This is a genomic window from Rhodococcus sp. WS1, from assembly GCF_003797745.1.
GTDB classification, from domain to species: domain Bacteria; phylum Actinomycetota; class Actinomycetes; order Mycobacteriales; family Mycobacteriaceae; genus Rhodococcus_F; species Rhodococcus_F erythropolis.
The window spans coordinates 837,811-863,379 of the sequence record NZ_RKLZ01000002.1 but is presented as its reverse complement, the minus strand read 5'-3'; the positions used below and the strand labels follow the sequence as shown (position 1 = coordinate 863,379).

Genomic DNA, 25,569 nt, shown 5'->3' with positions numbered 1-25,569 from the left:
GTCAGCCGTCCGTCAGCGACCGCTCCGACACGTGAGGCGCAGAGTCCGCATTCTCACTGGCTGCCAACGAGGCGAGTAACTGCATCCGTTCCGCGGACGGCGATCCCGGCTCTGCGGTGTAGATCGTGAGCGTCAACCCCGGCTCGGCGGCCATCTCCAAACCTTCGAAGGCAAGCGTCAGCTCCCCCACGGCGGAGTGGTGAAAAGTCTTGAATCCGGTGCCGTGATGGCGGACGTCGTGCGCGCCCCACCGACGCCGGAATTCCTCACTCCGAGTGCTGAGTTCACCGATCAGATCGTGCAATTCCTTGTTGTGAGGATCTCGCCCAGCCTCGGTTCGCAGAATCGAGACAGTCACCTCGGCAAACGCGTTCCAGTCCGGATAAAACTCGAAAGCCCTTTCGTCGAGGAACGTGAAGCGCGCGATGTTCGGGGGCTGCCCCGGCATGTCGTAGAGGTCCTTGTAAAACGCACGCGCGAGTGGGTTGACCGCAAGAAGATCCATGCGACCGTTCCGCACGAAAGCGGGTCCTGCGGTGACTGCGTCGAGCGCCCACTGCAGGCTCTGATGGGGCTTCCAGCCCTTCGTATTTCGCCGACGCGGGGGCCTGGCTACCGGGCTTGCCGCGTGCGCGAGATCAAAAAGGTGGGCGCGCTCGGCGTCGTCGAGTCGTAGGGCCTTCGCGATACTGTCGAGTACACCTGGCGATGCGCCGCTGATCGCTCCGCGCTCTAGCCTCGTGTAGTACTCGACGCTCACTCCGGCGAGGGTTGCCACTTCACTTCGACGCAGACCTTCCACGCGGCGGTTCGATCCGGCCGGAAGTCCAACTTGTTCGGGCGTGACTCGGGCGCGCCGCGAGGTCAGGAATTCGCGTACTTGCGCTCGATCGTCCATGCCATCGAGGGTAAGTCAGTGACCGGTAGCGAGGGAGTCCCTCGCAGTACCACTATCGCGCGGGACTCCCGCACGCCGCCAAATCGTGATCAGGTTGAAGTGACACGAAGAAACCGATGGTGAGGAGCCACGTCATGCGCGCTGTCGTCATGCATGCCCCCGGCGATGTCCGGGTCGAAGAGATCGAAGCGCCGGTGATCGTCGAACCGACCGACGCGATCATTCGCGTTACAGCCACCTGCGTCTGCGGTTCCGACCTCTGGCCTTATCGCGGCATCGAAGAGCTGAATGGCCCGACGCCGATGGGACACGAATACGTGGGCGTCGTCGAACAGGTCGGCCCCGAGGTCAACGACATCGAAGTTGGGGACTTCGTCGTGGGCTCGTTCGTCGCGTCGGACAACACCTGCGAAATCTGCGAGGCCGGCTTTCAGTCTCGCTGTATCCACCAGGTCATGATGGGCTCGGTCGGCACCCAATCCGAATACGCTCGCATCCCGCTCGCGGACGGCACCCTCGTCCCTGTCCACGGAGAGCCGACCGAGCGGCAGGCTCGCAGCCTCCTTGCAGCCTCCGACGTACTCGGCACCGGTTGGTTCGCCGCCGTAGCTGCGGAAGCCGGACCTGGCAAAACAGTCGCCGTCGTCGGCGACGGCGCAGTCGGACTCCTGGCGATCCTCGCTGCCAGACAACTCGGCGCCGAGCGGATCATCGCTATGTCACGTCACGCCGACCGGCAGGCACTCGCCACGCAATTCGGCGCCACCGACATCGTCGAAGAGCGGGGCGACGCGGGCATCGCGAAGATCAAGGAACTCACCGGCGGCTACGGCGCCCACTCGACCGTCGAAGCCGTAGGCACCCAAGAATCGATGATGCAGGCTATCGGAGCTACCCGCCCCGGCGGACATGTCGGCTACGTCGGGGTATCCCACGGCGTCGAACTCGACGGCATGAACCTGTTCTTCGCGACGGCGAGCCTGCTCGGCGGTCCCGCGCCGGTCAGGCGATTCCTACCCGAACTGATCGAGCTCATCATGACCGACCAGATCGACCCGGGCATCGTCTTCGACCTCACTCTCCCGTTGGAGGACGCCGCCGCCGGCTACCAGGCGATGGACGAGCGGCGCGCCACCAAAGTGCTACTCACCCTCTGACCGATACCAAAGGCTCACGAGACAGAACTGGGCTCTCCACGCCGATCGAGGAACGTCTCGGCTACCAACGAGAGGCGCTCGTGGTTTACCGAGCAGCATGTTCACTGATCACTGCGAATGCGTTTGACGCCGAAGGCGAGGATGGGCACTTCGATTGGTGCGCAGCTGCTTTGACCCAAGAGGATGCTACGCGACTGATATGCACCCCACCAGCGGAAACCGATTGTACGAGTGAATGTTTCAATGAGAGCGGCTCGGCGCTACTTTGTAGCAACGAAACTCGTCTCTACCTACGGTTGCGTACTGAATTCCTTGTGGGGCAGGCTTTCTTGTGTACTGCTGACGAGCCGTATCTGCTGACGAATCGTATTGCTGACGAACCAAGGTCGGAGAACAATGGGTCACTACAAAAGCAACGTGCGTGATATCGAGTTCAATCTGTTCGAGGTGCTCGGGATCGGCGAACTGTTGGATGCCGGCGCTTACGGAGACCTCGACACCGACACTGTGCGCAACATTCTTGCGGAAGTAGCGAGACTGGCAGAAGGCCCGGTCGCCGCGTCCTTCGCCGACGCGGATCGGAACCCTGTCGAATTCGACGCACCCAATCACGCAGTTGTGGTCCCGGAACCTCTACGCAAGACGGTCGAGGCGGTGAACGAGGCCGGTTGGTCGCGACTCGGCCTACCAGAAGGCATGGGTGGTGTTCCTGCTCCGGCACCGTTGGTCTGGGCGATCGGCGAAATGTTGGTCGCGGCAAACGGATCCGCAAGCTTTTTCAACATGGGTCCACTGATGGCGAGCGTGCTCTACACCATCGGAAACGAACAGCAAAAACACTGGGCCAAAGAAGGATTCGAGCGCGGATGGGCCGGAACGATGGTGCTCACCGAACCAGACGCCGGATCCGATGTAGGCGCAGGCCGAACAAAGGCGATCGCGCAGGACGACGGCACCTGGCACATCGAGGGCGTCAAGCGGTTCATCTCCGGCGGCGACGTCGGAGACACGGCCGAGAACCTCTTCCACTTGGTGCTTGCCCGGCCCGAGGGCGCCGGTCCAGGAACCAAAGGTTTGAGCCTGTTCTACGTTCCGAAGTCCCATTTCAACTCGGACACACTTGAACTGGGAGAGCGCAACGGTGTGTACGTCACCGGCGTCGAGCACAAGATGGGCCTCAAGTCTTCCCCAACTTGCGAGCTCACCTTCGGAGCGACGGACGTTCCTGCCGTCGGCTGGCTCGTGGGTGATGTCCACAACGGTATCGCCCAGATGTTCCAGGTCATCGAGAATGCTCGAATGATGGTGGGCACCAAGGCTACCGGAACACTGTCCACCGGCTATCTCAACGCCCTCGAGTACGCAAAAGAACGAATTCAAGGCGCAGACCTCACCGAGCTGACAAACAAGACCGCGCCCCGTGTGGCCATTACGCACCACCCCGACGTCCGACGCAGCCTGGCGATGCAGAAGGCCTACGCCGAAGGCCTCCGAGCGGTCTACCTCTACACCGCTGCACACCAGAATGCCGATGTCGCCGAGTTGGTTTCGGGTGCGGATGCCGAATTGGCGGCGCGGGTCAACGATCTGCTGCTGCCGATCGTCAAGGGCGTCGGCTCCGAGAAGGCCTACGAACTGCTCACCGAGAGCCTGCAGACCCTGGGCGGCTCCGGTTATCTTCAGGACTACCCCATCGAGCAGTACATCCGCGATGCCAAGATCGACACCCTGTACGAGGGCACCACGGCGATCCAGGCGCAGGACTTCTTCTTTCGAAAGATCGCACGCGACCGCGGCGTTGCACTCGCTCACGTAGCCGGTCGCATACGAGAGTTCATCGACAGTGAGGCCGGGAACGGTCGACTCAAGGCCGAGCGAGTCCTACTCGAGACCGCCTTGACCGACGTGCAGGAGATGGCCGGGACGCTCACCGGGTATCTGATGGCTTCCCAGGACCAACCCTCCGAGTTGTACAAGATAGGCCTCGGCTCGGTGCGCTTTCTGTACGCGGTAGGCGACCTGCTCATCGGATGGCGCCTGTTGGTGCAAGCGGAAGTCGCGTTGGCAGCCTTGGACCGTGACGCGTCGGCAAAGGACCGATCGTTCTACCGGGGCAAGGTGGTGATCGCGTCGTACTTCGCCAAGAACATCCTGCCTATCCTGGCGTCGACGAAAGAAATCCTGGGTTCCCTCGACAACGAGATCATGGAACTCGAGGAAGACGCATTCTGACAACGTGCCATAATGAAAGCAGCCCTGATACGTACATGCAGAACTGCGTGTGGACGGTCTCGTTGCTCGATGACGGTCAGTGCCACCTCGCGCTCGACGCTGGACCACGGCCAAAGGGCAAGAGTGCAGGAACCAGTCCCCTGATCGCCGGCGAAGTCCAGGACGAGCTGGCCGGCGGATTTCCCTTTGTGCACTGGCCCATCGAGAAGGACCGACTCTTGATGCCGACATTGCGTGGCGGACGCGCGGTATGGGTGGTTCGCAGCGCTGATCGCATTGTCTCCGAGATGGGCGAGCTCTGCCCGAGATGAAAATGCTTGCTGCGTGATTCAAACGTGGTCGTGAACCGGCGACGGAATCTTGTTGGAACGATACGAGTCTCCGCTCCGGTTCGGCCGCCAGAGACGCCAGTGTTTCGCGGACAACCGGAACGGGAGATGGTCTTGTAGGTGACGAGCACCGGACGACAACCGTTCGTCTGCAGGCAGGTTGAGCCACAGGGACAGTGAGGATGCGGCGTTGCCGAGGGTTGCGCGTATGCCTGACTCGCCGAGAATCCGGCCGTATCCATCCACGGCAAAACGGCCGAACGTGTCGGGGGTGATGTCGGGGTACGGCGCGCGGGTGTTGGGGTCGATCAGGCGTACGGGCGCGCTGCAGGTCAGCGCCGCCACAGAACGTCCGTGGGTTGTGACCGCATCGCAACCAACGAGGGCATCGAGCGCTTCGTTGACAGAACCAGGTGGGACGTTCCATTCGGTATGGGTTTGCGCTTTGTAGCGGGGCCCACCGAAGAGCTCGGTAGCGAACGATGACAACTGCGTGGTCGGCTCGGATGGCCCACTCTGGTAGATCTCGAACGTCCACGACGGCAACGACACAGGTTCGGTGCAGGATTCCAGGAACGTCTGCAGCCGCTGAAATGCAACATCGGGACGCTTGACTCGAAGCGAGTGTGCACCACCGGCGGACCCGGGCAACCCGTCGTATGTCACTACTTCCGGCAATCCGGCTTCCGGTGTCCGCGCCGTCACAGGTTAGCCAATCGCGAAAGCACTACCCCGGCTGGCTCCTCCGTCGCGTGGCGATAGCCAGTGCCGGCCCACAGGTGCATTCGCTCGGGATCTGCCTGCGCAACAGCGGCTTTACGCATCGGGTTGGTCAGGTGATGGATGGCCGGATACCCGATGGGCGCTTGTGCGTCGTAGCGATCGATGAACTCGTTCCGAAGTGCCCGTGCAGGACGTCCCGTGAAAGCTCTTGTGACGACCGTGTTCCCGCGTGACGTGTCGGCCAGAGCTGCCTTGTGCGGAGCCGAGGCACCACTCTCCTCGGTGCGCAGCAGTACGGTACCGACGACTGCCGCGTCCGCTCCGGCACGTAAGGCTGCAGCGACGTCGGCGGAGGTCGCCAGTCCACCGGCCGCCAATAGCGGAACAGAGGTGCGATGACGGATTTGTGCGATCAGTTCGGTGATCGGTGTTTCTGCCGGAACCTGCAGGGGAGTGAGCGTTCCGGAGTGGCCGCCGGCAGCCGACGATTGCACGACAAGCAGATCGGCACCGGCGTCGACGGCAAGGAGCGCCTCTGCCTCCGAAGTCACAGTGAGGACGACAAGTGAACCGGCAGCGCGCAGCGCCTTGATGACGCCGGGTGTGGGAAAGCCGAAGGTGAAGCTGACCACCGGAACCGGGCTGGCCAGGAGCAGATCGATCTTGTCCTCGAAGTAGTCGTCGTCTTCGACCGGCTCACCGTCAGCCAGTGTGATGCCGTAGCGATCCGCATCGACCTGGATCGCCCTGGTATAGGCACGGTAGGCATCGACGTCGACAGGCACCGGGTTGGGCGCAAAGACGTTGACACCGAACGACACTCCCTCGGCGCGCACGGCGTCGATCTGGTCGGACAGAGCCTGAGGCGTCTTGTACCCGGCGGCGAGGAAGCCGAGACCGCCTGCGCGAGAGGCAGCAGCAACAAGTGCCGGTGTGGAAGCGCCGCCGGCCATGGGGGCTGCGATGACAGGGACCTTCAGGTCGAGATCGGTTGTGAGTGCGCTCATTCGAACATCTCCAGTCCTACGTCGGGTAGTGCTCCGGCGGTTTCGTCATCTGACATCAAAAACTACCTCCTCAGTCGAGGTGGCCGTCCGAGGGTCCGCATCGAGATCGGAAGGGAATCGGAACCGCAAAACCGCGGCGGCCACTGCTGCGCCCAGAACGACGGCCGCACCCAACAGCAGAGCGTCGCGATACCCGTCTCGCAGCAACGGAGTGACAACGAGTGGGCCGAGAATCTGACCGACGCTGTATCCAGCGGTCAGCAACGCCACGGCGCGTGGGAACTGCAGGTGCGCGCCGATTGCCAACACAATTGACCCGATACCAAGGAAGGTGACACCGAACAGGAAAGCTGAAATCAGTGCGGGGCCGACGCCTCCGATCACAGCAGGAAGCGCTATGCCCACCGCCTGAATCAACAGGGCAACGAGAAGCAGAGTCGGCCTCGACCAACGCAGGCTGAGCCAAGCCCACAGGGCGCACGAGGGAAATGCGGCCAGACCGACCACTATCCAAGCGCCGCTGCCGACCCATTCTGGAGCGGCGAGATCGATTGCGGCAACAAGGAACGTGCCCGCGATGATGTAGCCGATGCCTTCCAGGAAATAACTGATGAACAAGGCAGTGAACCCGCGTTGGGAACTGGGAGTTCCCGGCGCGTCCGGTGTGATGGTCGGACGCGGTTCCGGCGTCAATCCCCAGGCTGCGACCGCACACACCACTGCAAGGGCCGCAGATGCCAGCCAGGCTGTACTCCAGGTACCGATGAAGCGGACGACCAACACGAGGACCCCGGACAGGGCGATACCCAACCCAACTCCACCGAATCCCCATCCGGCCAAGAATTGGGACTGCCCCCGAAGGTGCGCGTGCAAAGCGCTGACGGCGATCATGAATACGAGGGCACTGGCAATGCCTGCGACGAGCCGCAGGGCGAACCAGATGGATCCGTCGTGGGTAGTGGGCATGAGCGCCAAAGTCGCGATGAGGACCACCAACGACGTACGCATCACCGCTGCCGAGCGCACCACGCCGGGAATGAGGATTCCCGCGAGCGCGCCGATCAGGTACCCGACGTAGTTGGCCGTCGCCAGGGTGGCGCCGAGCGAGGCGGATAGACCGGCCTGCGTGTGCATCAACGGCAGGATCGGTGTGTAGACGAATCGACCGATTCCCATGCTCGCCGCCAGCGCAGCGGCAGCTTGGACAGCGTGCGCTCGCGGGGAGACGCCGTTGTGGATTGTGGTCATGGTCTTATCGTGTGCCCCCGCCGCGCCGGACCGCCACGACCGCTTTGCTCCTGACTGATAGGCACAACCTCCCACCGCACGTAGCATGAAGGATCGTGGAGCTGCGTCAGCTGAGATATTTCGAGGTCGTCGCCGAGGAACTGCACTTCGGCCGAGCCGCGGCGCGGCTACTGATAGCCGGGCCGTCATTGTCGCAGCAGATCATGGCACTCGAGCGCGACCTCGGCGTCAAGCTGTTCGTCCGCGACCGCCGTTCCGTCGCTCTGACGCCAGCCGGCGCGGCCTTGCTCCCTGATGTCCGTGCGCTACTCGAGAGTGCCGAGAATCTGCGACGCCGCGCGGAGCGTCTGTCCGGAGCGGAGCCCGTCCGGATCGGCTACGTCAATTGGCTCCCCACGGATCTGATCGCGCGCACTTCAGGGGTCGCGCAACTGCACGTCGACGCCTGGGTGGTGCCTTCGCACGCGCAGGCCGCGCGGGTAGCGGACGGCAGCCTCGACCTGGCGATCGCCTGGGTGCGGAAAACCGATGTCGCCCAACATGCTCTGAGCGCAAGACTGCTCGGTGCGGATCGGCTGTACGCGGTCTCCACCGGAGAGGACACCACACCGGTGCGGGCACGCGACGTCGTCGTACTCGTCGACGACGACACCACCTCCTGGTATTCGTGGAACGTCTACGCCGAAGAATTCGCTCGCGATACCGGCGCACAGATCCTGCGCATCAACGACGGTGGTATCACCGGTCCGGCATTCTTCGATCACGTCCGTGCCGTCGGCCGTCCGGTCGTCAACTCGCCCAAAGGGCAGACCATCACGTTGCCAAGCGATCTCACTGCACGTCCGGTGATCGACCCCGCGGCGATCTGGACGTGGTCACTCCTGTGCCGCGAGAACGAAACGCGCCCTGCAGTTCTCGCGGCCGTCGACGCTCTCACCCGCGGCGTCACTGATCTCGAAATCCACGAAGACGGGATATGGCTACCCATGGACGATCCTTACCGGAGGATTCGATGACACGACGCGCTATTCGAGTTTTCTGGGGACGACGGCCGGAATCGGTGCAGGCCGTGGCCTCCCGGTGGCGTCGGACGTTGGAGCAAGTCGAATCCCTCTTGCCCGAGGTGGTCGGCGGGTCGTGGCAACAGATCCATTCCGCTGGACCTGCTACTGCCGTGACCGTCGACCAGTTGGCACAGGTCCTCGAGAACGCGCAGGCCGCCGAAGACTGGTCGGATCGTCTGGGAATCGGATTGAGGCTCGCATCCAGTGGAGGGTCCGATTGGGGGCTCGAACTCTCCGGGTTGGCGGGCGGCGAACCTGAAATCGTCCTTCAGTCGATGATTATTGCCGTCAGCGCGCCGGACGCCGCCGAAGTTCCTGAGACAGAACTACTTCGGATGCTCGCCGCGGTGTGGGAACCGGATTTCGGAGACGTCACCGACGACAACGTCCTCGACGCTCTCGAAGACGAGTCCGACTATCGCGTCGGTGATCCCGTGATCGGCCGAGTCGGCTACCTCTCGTCCGCTCGCGCTGACGCGATCCCGGGTGACCTCGCAGCAGGCGTTGCCGCGTTACCGGGCGGCGTGTTGCTACAGATCGGGGCCATCGATGGGGTCGTTCGGGCGTACGAGCGCCTGCGCGAGACCGGCGCACTCGACCCGCTTCCGCGTCCACTGGACCGCGCAGTCTTCTGAAGGTGGTTACCGTTTGTCGAGTTTGGGTAGCCCGGGCGTCGGAACGAACTCTCACCGCGGCACTACCGCCGAAAAATGAACCGAAAGGCCCACCGCATGGTTGACGTCACCCGCAAATTCACCGCCGAGGTACCGATCGAAAAGGCTGCGGCGTTTCTTCGCGACTTCGCCAATGCGCCGACGTGGGATCCGGGCACCGAGAGCTGCACACAGATCTCCGACGGTCCTGTCGGCGTCGGAACCCAGTGGCACAACGTGTCCAAGCTGTTCGGCGTCACCACGGAACTGACGTACACGCTGGTGACCGACGAGCTGAATCACGTTGTTCTCGAAGGAAAGAACAAGACTGCCACCAGTACCGACGACATCACCTTGACTTCGGTGGGTCCGAACTCGACCGAGATCGAATATCACGCGAACGTCGAGTTCAACGGTGCCGCCAAGATTGCGTCGCCTCTCCTGAAGGCGGGATTCGAAGCCAAAGTGGCACCAGAGACGGTGAAGAAGATGACGGAAGCCCTCGAAGCGCTCTGAGCACCACTGCACAGAGTAGATACGCAGCAAATTGGCTTTACTAGGGCGTTTTGACTTGACGCAATCGAGCCCCGACTGCGTACCGCTGACGAGCCGAGGGATTTCGTTGTGGCAACGCCCCGGGGAGATCGCCGGGTTTCACTCAGCCAGGTCTGGGCAGCATCGCGACTGTGCGACGAATAGGGCGGTGCACCGCTGGCCGCTGCGCCGCGATCGATGACGAGAATTCAGATATTCAAGACAATTGGGGCACGTCTGAAATCCACCGCAAGGATGGCTTGGGAAATCCGATCCACGGACGATGGCGGCACACTGCGCAGGACCGATTCCGAAAAGCTGCTCGGCCATCGGTCCAGCCCTCGCCATACGTCCCCGGGGATCAGGCTCTGCGCACTTCCACTGACCTAGCAGGCTAATCGCATGTCAACACCGGCCGGATCATGCTCGCGCCTGAGAGGTGCGAAACGCAGGTCGCGGGGACGTCTGAAATGTAAGACGCTACAGTTTGTTGGTGTGTAGCGATAGTTCAACGGTGGCACTCCTGAATACGATAGGTGTGGCGCTACTTTTGTTGATCGCAGCGCTATTTATTGTCCTGACCGTGCATCACAGTTCGGGGATCCGCTGGCGCCGCAAACCCACACCCACGCTTGTCTCCGTTGACGGGGCAGGCGAATTACATTTTACACTGGAACGTGCCGTGGCGTTGAATGCATATAAAGTCAACGCACGGAATAATCCGAATATCCGTCTCAAATCTGCAGTACGATTGAGGCCACCAGACTTTCAAGCTGCGACTCACGCAATTTTGCATCACTTTCGGGGAGGACGCGTCATTTCCCTGGACGTTGGCGGAATGGACGCCTCACAAGCGGCTCAACTAGTCAACTTTTGCAGTGGGATGACCGCTGCGACTGACGGGTGGATATTTCAACTTTCCGCCGAAGTTCTTGTCCTGTCGCCATCCGGAAATCGGCAATAATCGAATTCCGAGAGAAGACATTGAGATCGCAAACAGAGGAATTTTGTGCACGGGGATAACGAACAACTACTGACCTTGAATCATCAGATTCGCCTCACAGAACATTCACTGAGAGTGGCGCAACAACGCCGATTCGGATCGACCTTCTCTATGATATTTGGACCAGTACTGGCGATACTGCTTTACGCAACACTCTGGATCCCATGGATTCCCAGGATGGTCCTTGTTGCAGTTTTTATACCAACCGTTCCGATAGTCGCTGCATTCTGTGTCGCTGCATACAGGCTCAAACGTAATCCCGGAGGTCTCGTCGAGCCCGGCACCCACGAACGCTTGACGGAAGGCGACCTCCAGCTTGAACTAGCTCGTCAGCGAGAAACTCGAAAGTTGCTGCTGGCAAGCATCGACGTTCCGACAAGGGTTCGCAGGATCACCTATAAAGAGGATGCTTACGCCGATATCGATCGACTTCGAGATGAGAGCAATCGATATAGAAAAGTCAACAACGGCCTGCAAGGAGTCCTAATTATCGGATCCCTCGCTGCAACTGCAACATCCGGAATCGCGGCAGAATCGATATCTGTGCGCTGGGTAACTCTCGCCTTGACCTTCACTGTCGGGATGTCCAGCGGTTTTATGGGATACTTCAAGTACAAGGAACGCAGTTTCTACCTTCAGCAAACTGCAGATGCAATCGAAAACGAATGGGAAGCATTCGAAATTGGAGTTGGCCGTTACAAGAGAGCAGGCAGCGAAGAGGAAGCTCTCTCAGAATTTGTCGAAGAAGTTCATCGCCTTAAGTCCGAACAAAAGAAGCGTCAACAGAATTTAGAGCAGCCACCAGAATCACGTAGCTCTAGCGAATAGGTCGTGCAACGCCCTTCTATGATAAATTTTAGAAATGACGCCGTCCAGGGCGTGGATACAGACCCCTAAAGATGCCGACGCTTCGCACTGCAGACGAATTATCGAAATAGCTGTATTTTCCTAATCGACAATCATGCGACAGCGATTTCGATTCGCGCTTCGGATCAGCTCACTTATCGCGCGGCTGCGTAGACCCTCCGCTCGCGCCACCGTTGCGAGCTTCGATGGCATCGATGGACTTCGTGAACGACTTTCCCAGCACTTGGGTGCCGACGAGTCCGAGTACCGACGCCAGGAGCTTTCCCTTGAGGTTCTTGCCGTCCCGGACCACGACGGCATCGACATCGGTCAGGCCCGTCGGCTGCCGGGTCAGCGTGTAGGTATGGCTCGACGCCCCGCCCCACAGGTTGGAGTCGGTGGTTGTCATCACGACGCGGTGCGGGTCGGTCCAGTCGTAGTGCAGGCGCTCCCAGATACCACTGGAGCCCTCGGTGACATCAGCATCGTGGGGTCCTTGTTGGTGCACTTTCAGGTAGCTGTCCGCACTGCGGCCGAAGATTTCCTCACGGCCCGGGCCGAAGTCGGTCAGGCCGGCAAGGACCTGTTCGGGCGTCGCAGTAGTCGTCTTGTGAAGATGGATCGTGGTCATGGCGCCTTCTTTCAACTGTGGATGATCCAGTGCTGAAAAAACGGGGGAGTGACTCATCCAGCACACCACTCACACGAAATGAATGAAAGAGAATTGCTCGCCCAGTCTCGATCCGCTGTCTCGATCCGCTATTCGACGCCGCGCCGGCTGGCAGTGATTGCGCCGTGCGGCCTGTAGCCGCTCCCCGTCCGGGTATGGGTCTCGATCACGTCGAAACCCGCTGTGACCAGCACCTCGGCAAGTTCGGTCACCGGCCATCGATAACCAGTCGTCGCGGCATGATCAAAAGGCTCTACGGTTGCGCCTTCGAAGAAGCCCACCAGCAACCCACCACCTGGGCGGATCACGCGCGCGAATTCAGCGAGCGGTGCCTCGATATCTTGCGGGTGATGGTGAATGAGCGAGTACCAGGACAGCACGCCGCCCAGTGAATTCGTTTTCGCGTCCAATGCCTCGAAGCCCCCGACCTCGAAGGAAAGATCCGGGTATCGGGTGCGGGCTCGTTCGACGAACTCGGGCACGAGATCGATCCCGCTCACAGCCAGCCCGCTCTGGGCCAGGAAGTCTGTCCACTGCCCCGGCCCGCACCCGGCGTCGAGTACGGGGCCGGTCAAAGTGGCGGCCCAGCTGGTCACCAGGTCCCGATCAGATACGTGCGTCGAATCCATCGAGCCGAAGAGGTCCGTGTACTCCTGGGATCTGGCCGAATACGACTTTCGGACTACGTCGCGGCGCGTTGCACTCGAATTCTCCACGCCGTCAATAATTATCGATGTGCACCATTCCTTCGCCACAACTCGCCGAACCGAAGGTTCATACTCTGTTGAAGGCCTACGGTCACGACCGGAAACTGAGGTCATACGGTGGAAGAGAAAGAACTGGCGGCGAAGATCCGCGAACTACTCAGTGCCCGATCGGCCGAGTCGAGCATCTGCCCCTCCGACGTGGCCCGCGCAGCGGCACCCGACAATTGGCGTCCGCTGATGGAACCCGTCCGAGAGGCTGCCCGCCACATGGTGGCCCACGGCGAAGTACAGATCACCCAGGGCGGCGAAGTCGTCGACCCGGAATCCGTACGAGGTCCGATCAGGATTCGGTGGGCTCGTTGATCAACCGCGTGACTTCTGGCGGCACTGCTCTCGCAGCGTGAATCAGCGGAAACGGTCCAGATGCTCACGCAGGAACGCATCCAGGCTTCGTGGCTCACGCCCCAGGACACGTGCCACCGTGTCGGTGGGTGACTCCGGGCGCGAGACGGCAAGTTGCTGGATCTCCAGAATGTGCTCGGCCAGCCACGGAGGCATGTGGGCATGATCGACGAGGTTTTGCCGCAGTTCGTGCGGTGGCAGGTCGATATATTGGACGGGGCGATCGAGCATGCGGGTCAGAGAATCGGCGATGCCGCCGTAGCCGACTGCCTCGCTACCCGTCAGGACGTAGGTACCGCCGGCGAGGTCGGCGCGTGTGAGCACGGCCGCGGCGACGTCACCGATATCTCGGCAGTCGATCCAGTTGCACGGCGCGTCCCGCATCGCGCCCAGAATCACCCCTTGCGCAGCCACCGCCGGAGCCAGGAGCAACAGATTCTGCATGAACGCATAGGGGCGGAGCAGAGTGTGGCGGATCCCGGATGCGCGCAGGTGTTCGCCGACGGCATGGTGGCCACGGGAGAGAGCGATGGGGGAGTCGGTCGCGGCGGCGGGATCGGAGATCTTGACGATGTGTTCGACGCCGCTCTCGGCGGCGATGTCGATCACACGCGTTTCGAGCTCGACCTGTTCGAGTCCGTTGGCCATGGCAAGGAAAAGTTGTTCAGCCCCTTCGAAAGCCGTGCGTAGCGAAGTTGAGTCTGCGGCATCGGCCCGCACTACTTCGACCAAACCGTCGGCCAAATCGCCGAGGTGGGCGCGCAGCCTGTCCGGGTCGCGGGACAGCGCTCGGCTCGGCACACCCGAGGATGCGAGACTGCGTAGCAACGCGCCGCCTGTGGTTCCGGACGCTCCCATGATGACGATCATCGTGTTCCTTTCGGTCTTCCCCGCGAAGCCGGGGATCTTTGACATGTGTTGTCTGTCAGGGATTCTGACGGCGCCATCGCCAGCTGACGATGACGGCAGCGACAGCGGCAGATATCGGTAGATCGAGTTGCAGGCGAGCAAGCCAAGCAGTGTCGACCACGCTCGTGTGAGCTGGTAGCCAACGGGAGGCGAACCACCCGACGAGGCCTGCAATTGCAGCGGCTCCGACGGCAAGAATTGCCGCCACCATGACGCGAGGCAGAGCCGTGGTCCACGGTCGTGACCTCCCGCGACGCTGCAGCCAGGAGCCGATCAGCAACGCCACCACTGCCGACGTGCCCGCAATGGACGTAAATGCCGCCATCGTGAGGCCCGATTGGCCGGATGCGACTCCGCCCGCACCCGCCATCAGCGCAGGGGCAAGGTAGGCGACCAGCACCTCTCTCCACAGGGTGAAAGGTCGTGCGGCGCGACGATCGGCAACCGGGTCGAGTCGATTGGAATCGGTTATCTCCCTTTTGTTTTCGCGACGGATCGGCGGGGTGTGTCCCGACATGAAGGAGACCAACTTTCCGTTTATAATTAGGTGGCTAACTATTTGGGCATGGAAGGAGAAGCCTCTGTCGAGAATTGACGACGATTCGAATCGCTACGCGACGGCTTGGAATCCCAGCCGACTACTCCGCAGTCAGCGCACCGATACCGCGAACGACCCGCGAGAGCAGGTCCAGAAAAACCGCACGCTCGTCGACAGTGAGCTCGTCGACCATTTCCTCGAGACGAGCAAAGTGTTCGGGCGCCATGTCACGTAAACGCTGAGCGCCGCGAGCAGTCAGGACGACCACCGCACCACGCCCGTCCTCGGCGGACGGACGCCGAGCGACCAAACCCTCCTGCTCGAGGCCGTCGACCAGCCCGGTCACCGTGGCTCGCGAGACGCCGAGATCAGCGGCCAGTCGCGAGGGAGATTTCTCCCCGTCGTGGTCTTCCAGATCCGCAAGCAATCGGTAACGGCCGGTCGACAGTCCATACCTCGCGAAGTGAACCTCGGTTGCTCGACCGAGCCGCGCGCCCGCCGAGATCAGCCGCACCGCAACCAGCACCGCCTGCGGATCGGACCCGAGGCCGTAATGCTCCAACTGCCGCCGCGCCTGATCCAACGTGGGTGAGTCGTGATCGGTTCCGTCCACTGCCATGCAACTAATATGGCACCTAACTACATTCTGGTCAACCCTTCACCAGAGCGAGTGTCAACGCTGCCGAAGCCGTGCGCGAGTTGCAACAGGTCCAGATCGGCATGACTGCGAGCCAGAACCTGTATACCCATTGGCAGCCCCTCAGAATTGAAGCCTGCAGGCAGGCTGATGGCCGGCAGGGTCGCAGCGAGGCAAAGCCGGGTGTCTCAACGTGATTCGATGGCCGTGACGATCCGGATCACAGCATGAACCCACGCATCTGCCGACGTCTCCAGCTCACCGAACGAAATCGCATCGGCTACGCACTCCAAGGCTCGCGCCGTTGAAGCCATACCGACCATGACTACCCCCGCTGCACAACGACGAAGCGCAGAAATAGTAGGCTCAGCCGCATTTCTCAGCCCGCGGTGAGCGATGTCCGCGAGTACGGATAGAGCTCCCTCCAGCGCACTGTCGATGGCGTCCACACCGCCCGTCGCAACTGCGCGAGTCATCGTCGCACTGCCGAGGCCTTCTTCGAGATCGGGAACGATGACGCCGAGGTCGCATGCAACAGCGAATGGTGTCATCCACAACGCACCGGCTCGGACAGTCAGCCGACCGCTCACGGCCCTCGGCCGGGCCGACATTGCCCGGACCATCGCGTCGATTGCACCGGGCGCATGCGCTCGATGTACGACGCTCACCTGCGCCAGGTTGCCACGCCCATCTCCGACCCGCATTGTCCACATCTGTTCTGCAGGAGCGTAATCGGTGCTGATTACAGAATCTATTCGCATCACACCGACGCCATCGGTAGTCAGCCGGGCTCGGGCAAACGACGGCGGGCGCTCGATGAACCGGCGATGCATCTCGGCGTAATCGTCCACCACGTCAATCGATTTTTCCCACGCGTCGACGCCGAGAGGGAGAATGGAAGTACGCCCGATCCCTTTACGCCCGAGGCGGATTCTGTGGTTGGCACGGCGAACCGCTGATTCTGTGAGCACTGTCGATGAAGCCAAAGCGGCGACCGTCGAACCGGCAATTCGGCGAGTCGAGATCGCATACCCGGAGAGTGCCTCGTCGGATTCACTCGACCAATCGTGACTCATGAGAAAAACTGCATCCGAATCTGGTTCGGCGAAGTAGATATCGGCGGTAGTCGAATCGCCAGTCGCCGTCACCCTCGCGCCGAGGCTGATCAGACGTGAACGACGCAGCGGAGTTTCACCGGGAGTCTCGGTCCCTAGTGCTGTCCCGGCAAGCGATGAATCGACCGATTCACCGAGTTCGACCCTCGCATGAATCTCGGCGATGATCATCGCCACTCGTGTGCGACTGTGCCCGGCATGCCGCATCGAATAGGCCTCGATCTGGTCAGTCAGTTCTATGCACGCATCGGCCAACCAGATTGCGGAACCTGCCTCAATGGCGCGCGTGTCTCTGACGGCAGTGGCGTGTTGCACCGCCGTTGTGGTGGACAGACCGTCCACGAGGATCGTCCGCGCCAAGGCCCTTGCCAGAGCACTTCGATCAGCATCTCGCACGACTGAACTCCGACCCACGTGCACATGGTCGGTTCCGGATTCGTCCGCCGCCCGAACCGCCCACACGGCAAGTGCTATCGCTTCTGCCGTCGTGTGCGCAGATGCCGAAGAATGGGCGTGACTCAGTTCGTGTGGGACCAAGAACCGGACCGTGCAATGCGGGAGTTCGACTCGCACAACAGGATCTGCACCTCGAGCTCGATGCACTGTTGCCTGGTAGCCCTCCCGCCTGGTCCGATTCGCCCGTGCCAGTACCGCCGCTCCGAGAAATGCCTCCAGCGCCTCGTCATCGAATTCCCCTGGTGTCCAGTCTATGTGATCGAAGCTCGACTCGTGATTCGCCCGATAAACGAGAACAAGACCGACACGGTGCCGGCACACCGAGCTTGCGCCACACGTGCACGACGCTTCCGAGAATGGAACGCCGGCAGGAAGACTGGTTTCGACACCGTCGCCGTACCGGACGAGGATCCGTTCGCTCGTCACCAAGAGTTCAGGCGTTTCCTCGGCGAACATACGCGCGGCTCGCTTGACGAGCCCGCGATTAGCGACCAGCGCAAGCGCATCGTCGGTGAGCGCAGCCAGATCAGGCCGGGACGTCATCGAATACAACCGGCCACGAATTCGGCCAGCCCTCCGGGAGTCATCGCACCGACGTGCACACCCAATCGCGTCAAGCGACGGGCAATTTCACGGTCGTAATCAGGGTCACCAGCATCGTCGAGCGCAGCAAGCGCCAGGACACGCACACCATTGTCAGTGAGACCGGCAACGCTCCGGACGAACCGATCCGGTGCACTTTCGTACAGATCGGAGATGATGACAACAATCGTTCGTTGCGGCGTATCCACCAGTTGCGCGGCATAATCGACGGCCTTTGCACCGTCATTCCCGCCTCCCAATTGGACGCCCATCAAGAGCTCGACCGGGTCGAGAACCTCGGACGTGAGATCGACGACATTGGTGTCGTATGCAATGAGGTGAGTCCTCAATCCGGGGACATTCCAGAAACATGCAGCGGTGATCGCCGAGTGGATGACAGAGTCGATCATCGATCCGGACTGGTCGACCAACAGAATCAACGTCCACGTATCCGTGTGCCGACGAGTTCGCGAAGTGAACAAAGGCTTTTCGATAGCAATCTTGCGTGTTTGCGGTGACCAATGCTGCAGATTAGCGCGAACCGTTGCCTCGAAGTCGAAATTGCGCGAATTACGAAACGCTGTTCTGTGTCGGCTACGTTTGCCGTGGAAGGTCCTGCGGACGTCCACCGAGAGCCTCTCGATCAACTCGCGTACGACATTGTCGACAGCCTTTTTTGCCATCGCCAGAACTCGGGGATCCATCAGGTGTTTGGTACGCAGCACTGCTCGAAGCAGAGTCACGCTGGGCTCGATACGCTGCAACGCTTCCAAATCTGTCACCACTTCGGTGATTTCGTATTTCTCCACGGCGTCGCGTTCGAGTCGATGAACTGTCTCGCGAGGAAAAAGACGATGGATGTCGTCGAGCCAGTCCACGGCCGTCACCGTCGTTTCGCCGAGCCCATTGGGGCGGTACCGCCCATCCTTGCGACTCGGCGGAACCGCACCCGGGGAACCGGGCGTATCTCCGCCACCCGGGTTGTCTCCAGTCGTTACGGAGTCGGTCCCCTGCAGTCGGGAAGTTCCAGCGCGAACGCCCTGCGCGCTGCGAGCCGGGTCACGGCCGTACAGCCACTCCAACGCGTCGTCGCGTTCAGCCGCATCGCCCGTTGGATCACCGAGTACTCCGGCCGACGCATCACCCAGAATCAGCCGCCATCGTTCGATGTTCATCGCATACCGATCTGGGCAAGCGCGTCGTCCACCCGGGCGTCGAGCTGCCTTCCGACATCCAGGGAGTTCACGACTGCAGCCTCTGGTGTCGACGTTGTCAGGCGGCGCGCGATGATGTCGCGTTCACGGGGAGGGAAGAATTCGAAGGACTGCCGTAGCGCGGGAAGTGCTGTCAGGAACTCGTGTTCGGACAGTCTGCTCACGATTTCATCGACGGCGGTCAACACTGTGTCGCTGGATTCCGCGTCCAGAAAACGCTCACGTGCTACTCCGAACAGTCCGCACAACCAATCACCGAGGTGTTCTGCAGGAATCGATCGAACGGCGTCGACTGCTGCATCGGGGGGAATTCGATCCCAGGACGTTCCCAGGGCCGATCCCCTGATGTCGACCGCGGCACCATTGTCACGAGCCAGAGCGGTCAGTTCGTCGGCCGGATCAGTCGAGAGGATCTCCGTCGCATACTCCATCGCATCGGATAACGCTGCGAGAGCAGATATCCGGAGGAGATCAGCGCCACCGGTCGTGACCCGAACTCGGTGCGCCAACGCAACGACCTGCGACGACGCCGAATCAATTATCGCCCCGAGCAGGGTGGACCCTCGGCTCCCGAAGAGTGAATCGTGCCGCCACAGGTCCAGAGCGGCTCGAAGCAGCAGGCCTGTGCCCCCGAGATCTCCTACGCCCTTCAATGATTCGGATGCGATCGACTCGGTTCGGTCAGCCACCGAGTCGAGTCCACAAAGAACTGCATCGAACAGAATGTGTGCAAGACGCTCGACATCAGCCGCAGCCGAAGTCAGCGAAGATTCCAGGGTGGCCCCAGCTGCCTCTACCAGAGTGTGGCCTTTGGCTGCAGCCTCGACCAGCACCGGGAGGCGGTCTGCGGAGTCGACAATCATCCACCGTTCTGTCGACACCACTGCAGAACCACTGCCTGGACCTGCAGTTCGCTCGAATCCTGGCACTCCCAGCACACGCAACTGATGTAGTGCACGACTACGCTGACGACTACGCTCGTCGGCCAAGTCGAGTACAACAGGGCCAGGCAAGAGGTCGAACTCCTCGAGGAGCATATCGACGTGATAAACCAATCCCGGTACCGGTGAATCAGGGTGTAGCGTGCCCCGCCGATCACCTCGCATCGTGCGCATACAGGCCGAGATGACGGGGTCGGGTTCGGGCCCCAGAGGTTCCCCTGCGAGTGTCCAAGGCAGCGGCGACGCCAACGCCTCACCCACCAATGTACTTGCTGCAGCATCTAATACATCTCGTCGCGTCGGCAGCGTGTGACCACGGATAGCGGCGAGTCCGAGGATCTGCGTACGGAATCCGATGAAATCCGTTGTCGAGACGCGTTGATTCCGGGATCGCAAATCACGGACGATCGCCGCGGCTGCAACCTCCCCGGCCGATGCCGTTTTCTGCCAGAGCTTCTCGTACCACCATGGTGATTCCAGGTCGAGACGACTGTAGGAATAGGGGACCAGGTAACTGCCGATGTCGACATCAGGGCCCGCGGTCGGAACGGCGGGCCAGGATCCGTCGGTCGGTCTACCGCGAGCCAGTTCGGACATGATCGCCGGCCGATGACGCCCGCCGCAGATGACAACGACAGCACCGCTTCCGGGGCGCTCGCGAGCGGCCCGTATCCACGATGCCATGTACTGTTCGCGCTCGGATACTGTGGCGTCACCTACCCGGATCGCATCGAAGTAGTCGTCGAGGACGGCAGTCAATTCCTCGACAGTGAGCGTATCGGCGCGCGACTCGACGACGTGATCCCACATCGCGTCGACCGTGTCCAGTCCCAGTCGGGCCGCCAATACTGTTGCAGCCACACTGTACTCGTCCGGCGGCCCGTCGAAAGCGGGGTGCCAGGCGGGAAGATCGATCAACCGAACCTCCGCCGACACCTTGGAGGCCGACCGAAGGGCGATCCATTCTGGAGACCAATCGGTGAAGGCAGCCCATGTCACACGTGTGTGCGCTCCTCGTCGCACGTGGGAGTACAGCGCGATCGGTAACTTGTGATCGAGTCTCAGTTCATCGATTCGATCGGTGAAGTCTGCGGGTCCCTCGATCAAGACATGCGTCGGCTGCAGGCGTTCAATGGTCTCCGCCACGATCCGAGCACACGCAGGGCTGTGGTGCCGAATCCCGATCACCACGACGTCGCGACCAGCGTCCACCACAGCGACGCTCACGGTCCGGTCAGACGTGCGTGCGCCCGGCGTAGCTCTTGCCATGCCGCACTCGTCCGCTGCGACCCTACTTTCTCGACGTAGCGGCGCAACCGGGCAGCATCCTCACTGTTGTCTTTCGTCGCCGTACCGGCCAGGGACTCGGCGAGGTCGGTGACGGTACCGGCGTCTCCTCGCAAGAACCACCCACGAATACCGGTGGCATGCGCAAGGGACACCGCTTCAGCCGTGCTCATCACCGATGACAGTCGCTCGACCGGCGATCCGTTCGCGGTGAATCCTGTACGTAGGTCACGAAACAGCGTGACCAACAACTCGGACACTGCCGGATCTTGTTCTGCGGCTACACCGGAAGCACGCAGCAAGGCCGCCGATTCTGTTCGCACGAGTTCGACTTCGGTGTCGAAATCGGCGATCGGGTGCACGGTCTCGAAGTTGAAGCGCCGTTTGAGTGCGGCGCTCATCTCGTTGACGCCACGGTCGCGGGTGTTTGCGGTGGCGATCACATTGAAACCCTCACGGGCATAGACCATTGCGTCGTCTCCGGAAAGTTCCGGGACTGCCAGCACCCGTTCGGACAGCAACGACAACAGAGTGTCCTGCACTTCGAGCGGACACCGCGTGACCTCCTCGAACCGCACGACGCGTCCCTCGGCCATTCCACGCATCATCGGCGCTGGAACCATCGATCGAGTCGAGGGGCCTTCCGCGACGAGCAGTGCATAGTTCCACGAATACCGGATCTGATCCTCGGTCGTGGCGGCACCGCCCTGGATCGTGAGGGTCGAATCCCCGCTCACGGCAGCGGCGATGAGCTCTGACAGTAGCGATTTGGCAGTACCAGGTTCTCCGACCAGCATCAATCCACGTGTCGTCGCCAAGGTGACGAGTGAGCGTTCGACGAGCGATGCGTTGCCTACGTATTTCGGCGCTATTCCCAGCTCGACGTCGCCCATGACGAACGTCCGCGCCGACGTGAGGGTTAGACGCCACCCCGGTGGTCGCGGCCCAGTGTCTTCTTCGGCCAAACGCGCAAGTTCCTCGGCAAACCGCTCCTCAGCCGGTGGGCGCTGGACTCGTGAAGTCACGAGGCGAACCCTGCCAAGTCTGCGATGAGTTCGGAGACCGTCGCACGATCGACATCGTTCAAAGTCCCCCCACGGAGTTCCACCGAAACGAGCTTCTGATCGGGGTACCCGTTGTAAGGGTCTCCCGTCCCCATCCCGGGCTCCAACCCCAGCAGAACAGACACGTCATCGCTGAGCTGGTACAGCAGGCCTTGTCCCCAGGAAGCTGGGTTCTCCCACACCGGTTCCCATCCTCTGTACGTCAACCGCAGTGCCTGACTGGGGCTGGCGGTTACTCCGGTGAATCGACTCAGACCACTCCCGTCGACGTCATCGGGTAGCGGATCGTGGACAGCACGACCCAACTGTGGGAAAGGCTGCAAGATTTCGTAGTCGGCGAACACGTCGGACCACGCGCCCACCGTATCGGGTATGTGCGCGGGGTGTACTAGCCCGATACGGCCCTCCGGTAGCTCGACGGTCTGGTCGTCGATGTCGGCCAAGGTACTGTCCTCCGCGACCCGGAACACGACTGTAGGCAGACCGCTGTCATCGAACGATGCCCACAGCAGTCGCCGTGCAAGGTGAATCAGCAGCGGATGGCCGAGCACGAAGTCGTCGAATTCTGTCCTAGTCCAGCGGCGCCCGGTAACCATCGAACGGTTCAGGCGTTTGATCTGCTCGGCAGCAACAGCTTTCGTTTCTCGCTTAAGCTCGGTGAATCGCTTCTTCGCACTCTCGGCGAGAACAACGTCGTCATTTCTGGTGGGTTTGGGCAGTCCTGACGTCTTCTTACCTCCTCCGTCGAGCACATAAGGCACGAGAGCCTCCGTGAAACCGACGGTGAACATCCGCGTCCCGTAGTCGAAGTTCATAGTGCCGTCCGGCGTCAGATCGAGATCAGGAACGATCCGGTCGGCCAGCTGTTCTCGATCGAGCCCGAGACTGTCGGCCAACTCTGCGACGCGTTGTGCCGCTCCGTTCTTCAACGACTTGAACTTCATTTTTCGGGAGATGTGATCGAGTTCTGTCAACGCGCGGGCTGACCCATGTGCAGCCAGTGCATCGAGACCGAGTTGTGCTCGTGCTGCACCATTCTCACCTGGCCACCGTCTGACGAGGGGTGCCAATCTTGCCACGGTCGAATCGTCGCCGAGCCAACCCAGCGCAAGAATCACCCAGTTGTCCTTCGACGGAGCGCCGGCACCCCACCATCGTTCGAATAGTTCCCACGCGGCCTCGGCGAGCGACGATCGGTCACAGTACGCAGTTACTACATCGAGTCCGGCGTAAGGAGCGTCCGCGGTTCCGATTGCGCACATCGTCAGGATCGTCGACACCGCCGACGTCGGCAGTGCGGCTGATCGATTCTCGTTCAGAATCAGCGGAAGTGAAGAGACATCCACCCAAACCGGAGTTTTCGGTATCCGCTTGGGCAACATCTCGAGCGGGTCGAGATCGACAATGCCGGCGACTACCTGCCCGGCTTCGGGGCCGTACCGGTTCGCTCCGTCCACCACTGTCTCGCGTGAGGTTGTTCTGGCGAGCGCACGCAGGGCGGCGGCAGCATGATCACGTTGAGCACCTGCCGGACCCACTGCGTCTGGAACGAGTAGTGCCACTGCATCTTCAGCGTGTCGAACCAGCCACGCCATCGCAGGTTTGCGGAGATTCTTCCTGGTGGCGAACATCGTCGCATGCACGCGCGCGACATCGATATCGACATATGGCATCAAGTATGGCGCCGCGGCACCTGGATGAGCGCGCGTGAAGCGAAGCATCAGCGGCAGCGCATCGAGTTCGTAGCGAGCGACAACCCGAAGTGGATCCTTGAGCGAGGTTCCGGGCCAGTCCGTCAGGAACGGGCGCGCGATTTCGTCTGGGGCCAGTAGAAAAATCACCCAGGTGTTCCAGTCATGGGTGGAACGCGGTGATACATCCTGCACATACTGTTTGTAATTTTCCCACGTGGTGTAGGAGTAGTCGCTCGGAGTGTTCTTGATTTGTTCGAGTTCACCTGGAAGCCAGACTATTCGGCTGATTTCAGGAGCAACGAGTTCACCGATCACCGCGACCTCGAGCGCTTTCTTTCTGTTCGACCATGGCGGCGCGACGAGAATGGGCGGAAGATCCGTGGCCTCGGGCGTCGGCGTCGACAATTCGGCGATCCTTCGCCTTGCAGGCTCGGGAAGTGTAGGCGACAGCTCGGCGGCGATGTCGGGATTCGCCCGCACGTGACGGTCCAACAGGTCGATATCCCTCTCTGCCAATATCTTCAATGCTCGACGTGGGTAATGTTGCATTGCGTGTAGGACCGCGGGCAACGCACTCTTCACGTGGCGACGTTCGACCAGAGCAGTGAAGGCTTCGTCGGTGGGTATCGCCGAGAGCGCCCAGAGGATTCGGAGCAGTGTCGCCTCGTCCCTCATGTGTCCGTACTGGTTTGGTTTGTCGAACGCATCGACCAACAGTCCGGTAAGACCTGCACCTATGCCGTCAACTACTGCGGCAACCATCGCGTCGTCCTCGAGCCAACTGCGCATTGCGTGTGAGTCGGCGACCCGTTCGAGCTGCTGTACCGTGTTCGACGAAACCGTCAGCTGAGTGTTCCAGTGATACCACCGAGCGCGCATTCCCATGATGAGTTCTTCCGACCATCCTTCCTCGGTCGGAAAGATGTACGACGCCGTCAAACGGCGGGTGCTGTTGGTGCGCATCGACGACGCCACCTCTCGGGCTGCGGCGTAGTCCTCGTCAGAGGCTGTCGCCAACAGACCGCGCATACGGTCGAGCATGTGCTCTCGGACCACTTGCGCATCAGGTTCGTCCGTCCGCCCGAGCTGCTCGCGCAGTACATACTCAGGCATCTTGTATCCCGCAGCTGGCGACTCACCGCCGATGTTCGCCACTACAATTACCGCGTCGGGTCCCAGCTCTGACACAGGCACCGAAACATGAACGAACCGCAGGTCGGCCCATTCCAAGAGTGCTTCGACCGCGAAGACCAACCCGTGCCGTGCCACCAACCCGTCCACGAGAAGTGTCGATTGTTGCCGGTCATTATCTGCGTAGCGGCCGAGTATGCAGTACAAAGCAGCTGCACCGACAGCGGAGATCTCACCGGCTTGATACTTCCGGGCGGCGAGGGTGAGCTCGTCAGGATCAGGATCATTGACCAAATACGCTGAACTGAATTCGCCAAACTGGTCGTCGCTGTCGAATTGTCGATCGAGTTCGGCACCGGCTGCGGGATCGACAGGTGCCACGTCGGCGGCAAAACCGCCGCGCCGAGGGTACTTCATCGGCAACCACGACGCGGGCGGCACGGCAGTAGATTCGGTCGTGGTGTGGTTCACGCGTCTCCTCGAGATCCCGGCCCGGTCGGCGGGCGTAGCCAGAATGATAGCGATCCG

Annotated in this window: 23 protein-coding genes; 9 read left to right on the top strand and 14 right to left on the bottom strand. The window is 61.3% G+C overall.

Annotated features, from left to right (window positions below; all coding sequences use genetic code 11):
* Position 1: 1 nt before the first annotated feature.
* Positions 2 to 898 (bottom strand): helix-turn-helix transcriptional regulator, encoded by an 897-nt coding sequence (locus EEB12_RS16485; RefSeq protein ID WP_019745983.1) that lies wholly within the window; start codon positions 896 to 898, stop codon positions 2 to 4.
* Between the two features lie 134 nt (positions 899 to 1,032).
* Between EEB12_RS16485 and EEB12_RS16480 the strand changes: the two genes are divergently transcribed.
* The 3 genes from EEB12_RS16480 (at position 1,033) to EEB12_RS16470 (ending at position 4,598) form a co-directional block, all read left to right on the top strand.
* Entirely contained in the window at positions 1,033 to 2,055 is a 1,023-nt protein-coding gene (locus EEB12_RS16480; protein WP_141488131.1) for a zinc-dependent alcohol dehydrogenase family protein, read from the top strand.
* 396 nt (positions 2,056 to 2,451) lie between these two features.
* Complete coding sequence (locus EEB12_RS16475; protein WP_021333262.1) at positions 2,452 to 4,287, top strand: acyl-CoA dehydrogenase; 1,836 nt, start codon at positions 2,452 to 2,454, stop codon at positions 4,285 to 4,287.
* Positions 4,288 to 4,322: 35 nt separating this feature from the next.
* Entirely contained in the window at positions 4,323 to 4,598 is a 276-nt protein-coding gene (locus EEB12_RS16470) for a hypothetical protein (RefSeq protein ID WP_020909670.1), read from the top strand.
* Positions 4,599 to 4,616: 18 nt separating this feature from the next.
* Here EEB12_RS16470 and EEB12_RS16465 read toward each other — a convergent pair whose 3' ends face one another.
* From EEB12_RS16465 to EEB12_RS16455, 3 genes are read right to left on the bottom strand one after another with little or no spacing between them, the layout of a single operon-like run.
* The gene (locus tag EEB12_RS16465) at positions 4,617 to 5,321 is read right to left on the bottom strand and encodes a hypothetical protein (protein WP_092765683.1); all 705 of its coding nucleotides are present in this window, start codon (positions 5,319 to 5,321) and stop codon (positions 4,617 to 4,619) included.
* A complete protein-coding gene (locus EEB12_RS16460) occupies positions 5,318 to 6,346 on the bottom strand; it encodes an NAD(P)H-dependent flavin oxidoreductase (RefSeq protein WP_060939806.1) in 1,029 nt (342 codons plus the stop codon). Before EEB12_RS16460 ends, EEB12_RS16465 begins: the two co-directional genes overlap by 4 nt.
* Before the next feature lie 45 nt (positions 6,347 to 6,391).
* Entirely contained in the window at positions 6,392 to 7,594 is a 1,203-nt protein-coding gene (locus EEB12_RS16455; protein ID WP_141488130.1) for a YbfB/YjiJ family MFS transporter, read from the bottom strand.
* Between the two features lie 95 nt (positions 7,595 to 7,689).
* Here EEB12_RS16455 and EEB12_RS16450 point away from each other — a divergent pair, with 95 nt between their 5' ends.
* The 5 genes from EEB12_RS16450 to EEB12_RS16430 all read left to right on the top strand — a co-directional run bounded on the left by EEB12_RS16450 (position 7,690) and on the right by EEB12_RS16430 (position 11,676).
* Positions 7,690 to 8,610, top strand: coding sequence for a LysR family transcriptional regulator (locus EEB12_RS16450; protein WP_024487721.1), 921 nt, complete (start codon positions 7,690 to 7,692; stop codon positions 8,608 to 8,610).
* Positions 8,607 to 9,293, top strand: a complete 687-nt coding sequence (locus tag EEB12_RS16445) for a hypothetical protein (RefSeq protein ID WP_141488129.1) — start codon at positions 8,607 to 8,609, stop codon at positions 9,291 to 9,293. The genes EEB12_RS16450 and EEB12_RS16445 overlap by 4 nt, the downstream gene beginning before the upstream one ends.
* Before the next feature lie 96 nt (positions 9,294 to 9,389).
* Positions 9,390 to 9,827, top strand: a complete 438-nt coding sequence (locus tag EEB12_RS16440; protein WP_007735601.1) for an SRPBCC family protein — start codon at positions 9,390 to 9,392, stop codon at positions 9,825 to 9,827.
* A 511-nt stretch (positions 9,828 to 10,338) separates the two neighbouring features.
* Entirely contained in the window at positions 10,339 to 10,809 is a 471-nt protein-coding gene (gene sepF, locus EEB12_RS31150) for a cell division protein SepF (RefSeq protein ID WP_410055709.1), read from the top strand.
* 216 nt (positions 10,810 to 11,025) lie between these two features.
* Positions 11,026 to 11,676 (top strand): SLATT domain-containing protein, encoded by a 651-nt coding sequence (locus tag EEB12_RS16430; RefSeq protein WP_220095784.1) that lies wholly within the window; start codon positions 11,026 to 11,028, stop codon positions 11,674 to 11,676.
* A gap of 169 nt (positions 11,677 to 11,845) precedes the next feature.
* Here EEB12_RS16430 and EEB12_RS16425 read toward each other — a convergent pair whose 3' ends face one another.
* Together EEB12_RS16425 and EEB12_RS16420 are read right to left on the bottom strand one after the other, a co-directional pair.
* A complete protein-coding gene (locus EEB12_RS16425) occupies positions 11,846 to 12,325 on the bottom strand; it encodes a hypothetical protein (protein ID WP_141488127.1) in 480 nt (159 codons plus the stop codon).
* Between the two features lie 128 nt (positions 12,326 to 12,453).
* Positions 12,454 to 13,080, bottom strand: a complete 627-nt coding sequence (locus EEB12_RS16420) for a class I SAM-dependent methyltransferase (protein WP_172933127.1) — start codon at positions 13,078 to 13,080, stop codon at positions 12,454 to 12,456.
* Between the two features lie 108 nt (positions 13,081 to 13,188).
* On the opposite strand from EEB12_RS16420, the gene EEB12_RS16415 reads away from it, so the two are divergent.
* Positions 13,189 to 13,434 carry a DUF3253 domain-containing protein gene (locus EEB12_RS16415; RefSeq protein ID WP_021346052.1) on the top strand — a complete coding sequence of 82 codons (246 nt, stop codon included), beginning with the start codon at positions 13,189 to 13,191 and terminating at the stop codon, positions 13,432 to 13,434.
* A 42-nt stretch (positions 13,435 to 13,476) separates the two neighbouring features.
* Here EEB12_RS16415 and EEB12_RS16410 read toward each other — a convergent pair whose 3' ends face one another.
* The 8 genes from EEB12_RS16410 to EEB12_RS16370 form a co-directional block, all read right to left on the bottom strand.
* Positions 13,477 to 14,388 carry an NmrA family NAD(P)-binding protein gene (locus EEB12_RS16410; protein ID WP_258537285.1) on the bottom strand — a complete coding sequence of 304 codons (912 nt, stop codon included), beginning with the start codon at positions 14,386 to 14,388 and terminating at the stop codon, positions 13,477 to 13,479.
* 10 nt (positions 14,389 to 14,398) lie between these two features.
* Positions 14,399 to 14,899 carry a hypothetical protein gene (locus tag EEB12_RS16405; protein ID WP_141488126.1) on the bottom strand — a complete coding sequence of 167 codons (501 nt, stop codon included), beginning with the start codon at positions 14,897 to 14,899 and terminating at the stop codon, positions 14,399 to 14,401.
* 121 nt (positions 14,900 to 15,020) lie between these two features.
* Positions 15,021 to 15,539 carry a MarR family winged helix-turn-helix transcriptional regulator gene (locus EEB12_RS16400; RefSeq protein ID WP_003943230.1) on the bottom strand — a complete coding sequence of 173 codons (519 nt, stop codon included), beginning with the start codon at positions 15,537 to 15,539 and terminating at the stop codon, positions 15,021 to 15,023.
* Between the two features lie 206 nt (positions 15,540 to 15,745).
* A complete protein-coding gene (locus EEB12_RS16390) occupies positions 15,746 to 17,671 on the bottom strand; it encodes a hypothetical protein (protein WP_141488125.1) in 1,926 nt (641 codons plus the stop codon).
* A complete protein-coding gene (locus EEB12_RS16385) occupies positions 17,668 to 18,885 on the bottom strand; it encodes a VWA domain-containing protein (RefSeq protein WP_080910234.1) in 1,218 nt (405 codons plus the stop codon). The genes EEB12_RS16390 and EEB12_RS16385 overlap by 4 nt, the downstream gene beginning before the upstream one ends.
* Complete coding sequence (locus EEB12_RS16380; protein ID WP_141488124.1) at positions 18,882 to 21,134, bottom strand: DUF5682 family protein; 2,253 nt, start codon at positions 21,132 to 21,134, stop codon at positions 18,882 to 18,884. Before EEB12_RS16380 ends, EEB12_RS16385 begins: the two co-directional genes overlap by 4 nt.
* Positions 21,089 to 22,177, bottom strand: coding sequence for an ATP-binding protein (locus tag EEB12_RS16375; protein ID WP_003943024.1), 1,089 nt, complete (start codon positions 22,175 to 22,177; stop codon positions 21,089 to 21,091). Before EEB12_RS16375 ends, EEB12_RS16380 begins: the two co-directional genes overlap by 46 nt.
* Entirely contained in the window at positions 22,174 to 25,512 is a 3,339-nt protein-coding gene (locus EEB12_RS16370; RefSeq protein ID WP_181447551.1) for a DUF4132 domain-containing protein, read from the bottom strand. The genes EEB12_RS16375 and EEB12_RS16370 overlap by 4 nt, the downstream gene beginning before the upstream one ends.
* Positions 25,513 to 25,569: the final 57 nt, after the last annotated feature.

Bases quoted from the DNA above. Each gene is read 5' to 3' on its own strand.
- EEB12_RS16485 (WP_019745983.1), bottom strand. From the start codon at position 898: ATGGACGATCGAGCGCAAGTACGCGAATTCCTGACCTCGCGGCGCGCC.
- EEB12_RS16480 (WP_141488131.1), top strand. From the start codon at position 1,033: ATGCGCGCTGTCGTCATGCATGCCCCCGGCGATGTCCGGGTCGAAGAG.
- EEB12_RS16475 (WP_021333262.1), top strand. From the start codon at position 2,452: ATGGGTCACTACAAAAGCAACGTGCGTGATATCGAGTTCAATCTGTTC.
- EEB12_RS16470 (WP_020909670.1), top strand. From the start codon at position 4,323: ATGCAGAACTGCGTGTGGACGGTCTCGTTGCTCGATGACGGTCAGTGC.
- EEB12_RS16460 (WP_060939806.1), bottom strand. From the start codon at position 6,346: ATGAGCGCACTCACAACCGATCTCGACCTGAAGGTCCCTGTCATCGCA.
- EEB12_RS16455 (WP_141488130.1), bottom strand. From the start codon at position 7,594: ATGACCACAATCCACAACGGCGTCTCCCCGCGAGCGCACGCTGTCCAA.
- EEB12_RS16445 (WP_141488129.1), top strand. From the start codon at position 8,607: ATGACACGACGCGCTATTCGAGTTTTCTGGGGACGACGGCCGGAATCG.
- EEB12_RS16440 (WP_007735601.1), top strand. From the start codon at position 9,390: ATGGTTGACGTCACCCGCAAATTCACCGCCGAGGTACCGATCGAAAAG.
- EEB12_RS16430 (WP_220095784.1), top strand. From the start codon at position 11,026: ATGGTCCTTGTTGCAGTTTTTATACCAACCGTTCCGATAGTCGCTGCA.
- EEB12_RS16425 (WP_141488127.1), bottom strand. From the start codon at position 12,325: ATGACCACGATCCATCTTCACAAGACGACTACTGCGACGCCCGAACAG.
- EEB12_RS16410 (WP_258537285.1), bottom strand. From the start codon at position 14,388: ATGTCAAAGATCCCCGGCTTCGCGGGGAAGACCGAAAGGAACACGATG.
- EEB12_RS16405 (WP_141488126.1), bottom strand. From the start codon at position 14,899: ATGTCGGGACACACCCCGCCGATCCGTCGCGAAAACAAAAGGGAGATA.
- EEB12_RS16400 (WP_003943230.1), bottom strand. From the start codon at position 15,539: ATGGCAGTGGACGGAACCGATCACGACTCACCCACGTTGGATCAGGCG.
- EEB12_RS16390 (WP_141488125.1), bottom strand. From the start codon at position 17,671: ATGACGTCCCGGCCTGATCTGGCTGCGCTCACCGACGATGCGCTTGCG.
- EEB12_RS16385 (WP_080910234.1), bottom strand. From the start codon at position 18,885: ATGAACATCGAACGATGGCGGCTGATTCTGGGTGATGCGTCGGCCGGA.
- EEB12_RS16380 (WP_141488124.1), bottom strand. From the start codon at position 21,134: ATGGCAAGAGCTACGCCGGGCGCACGCACGTCTGACCGGACCGTGAGC.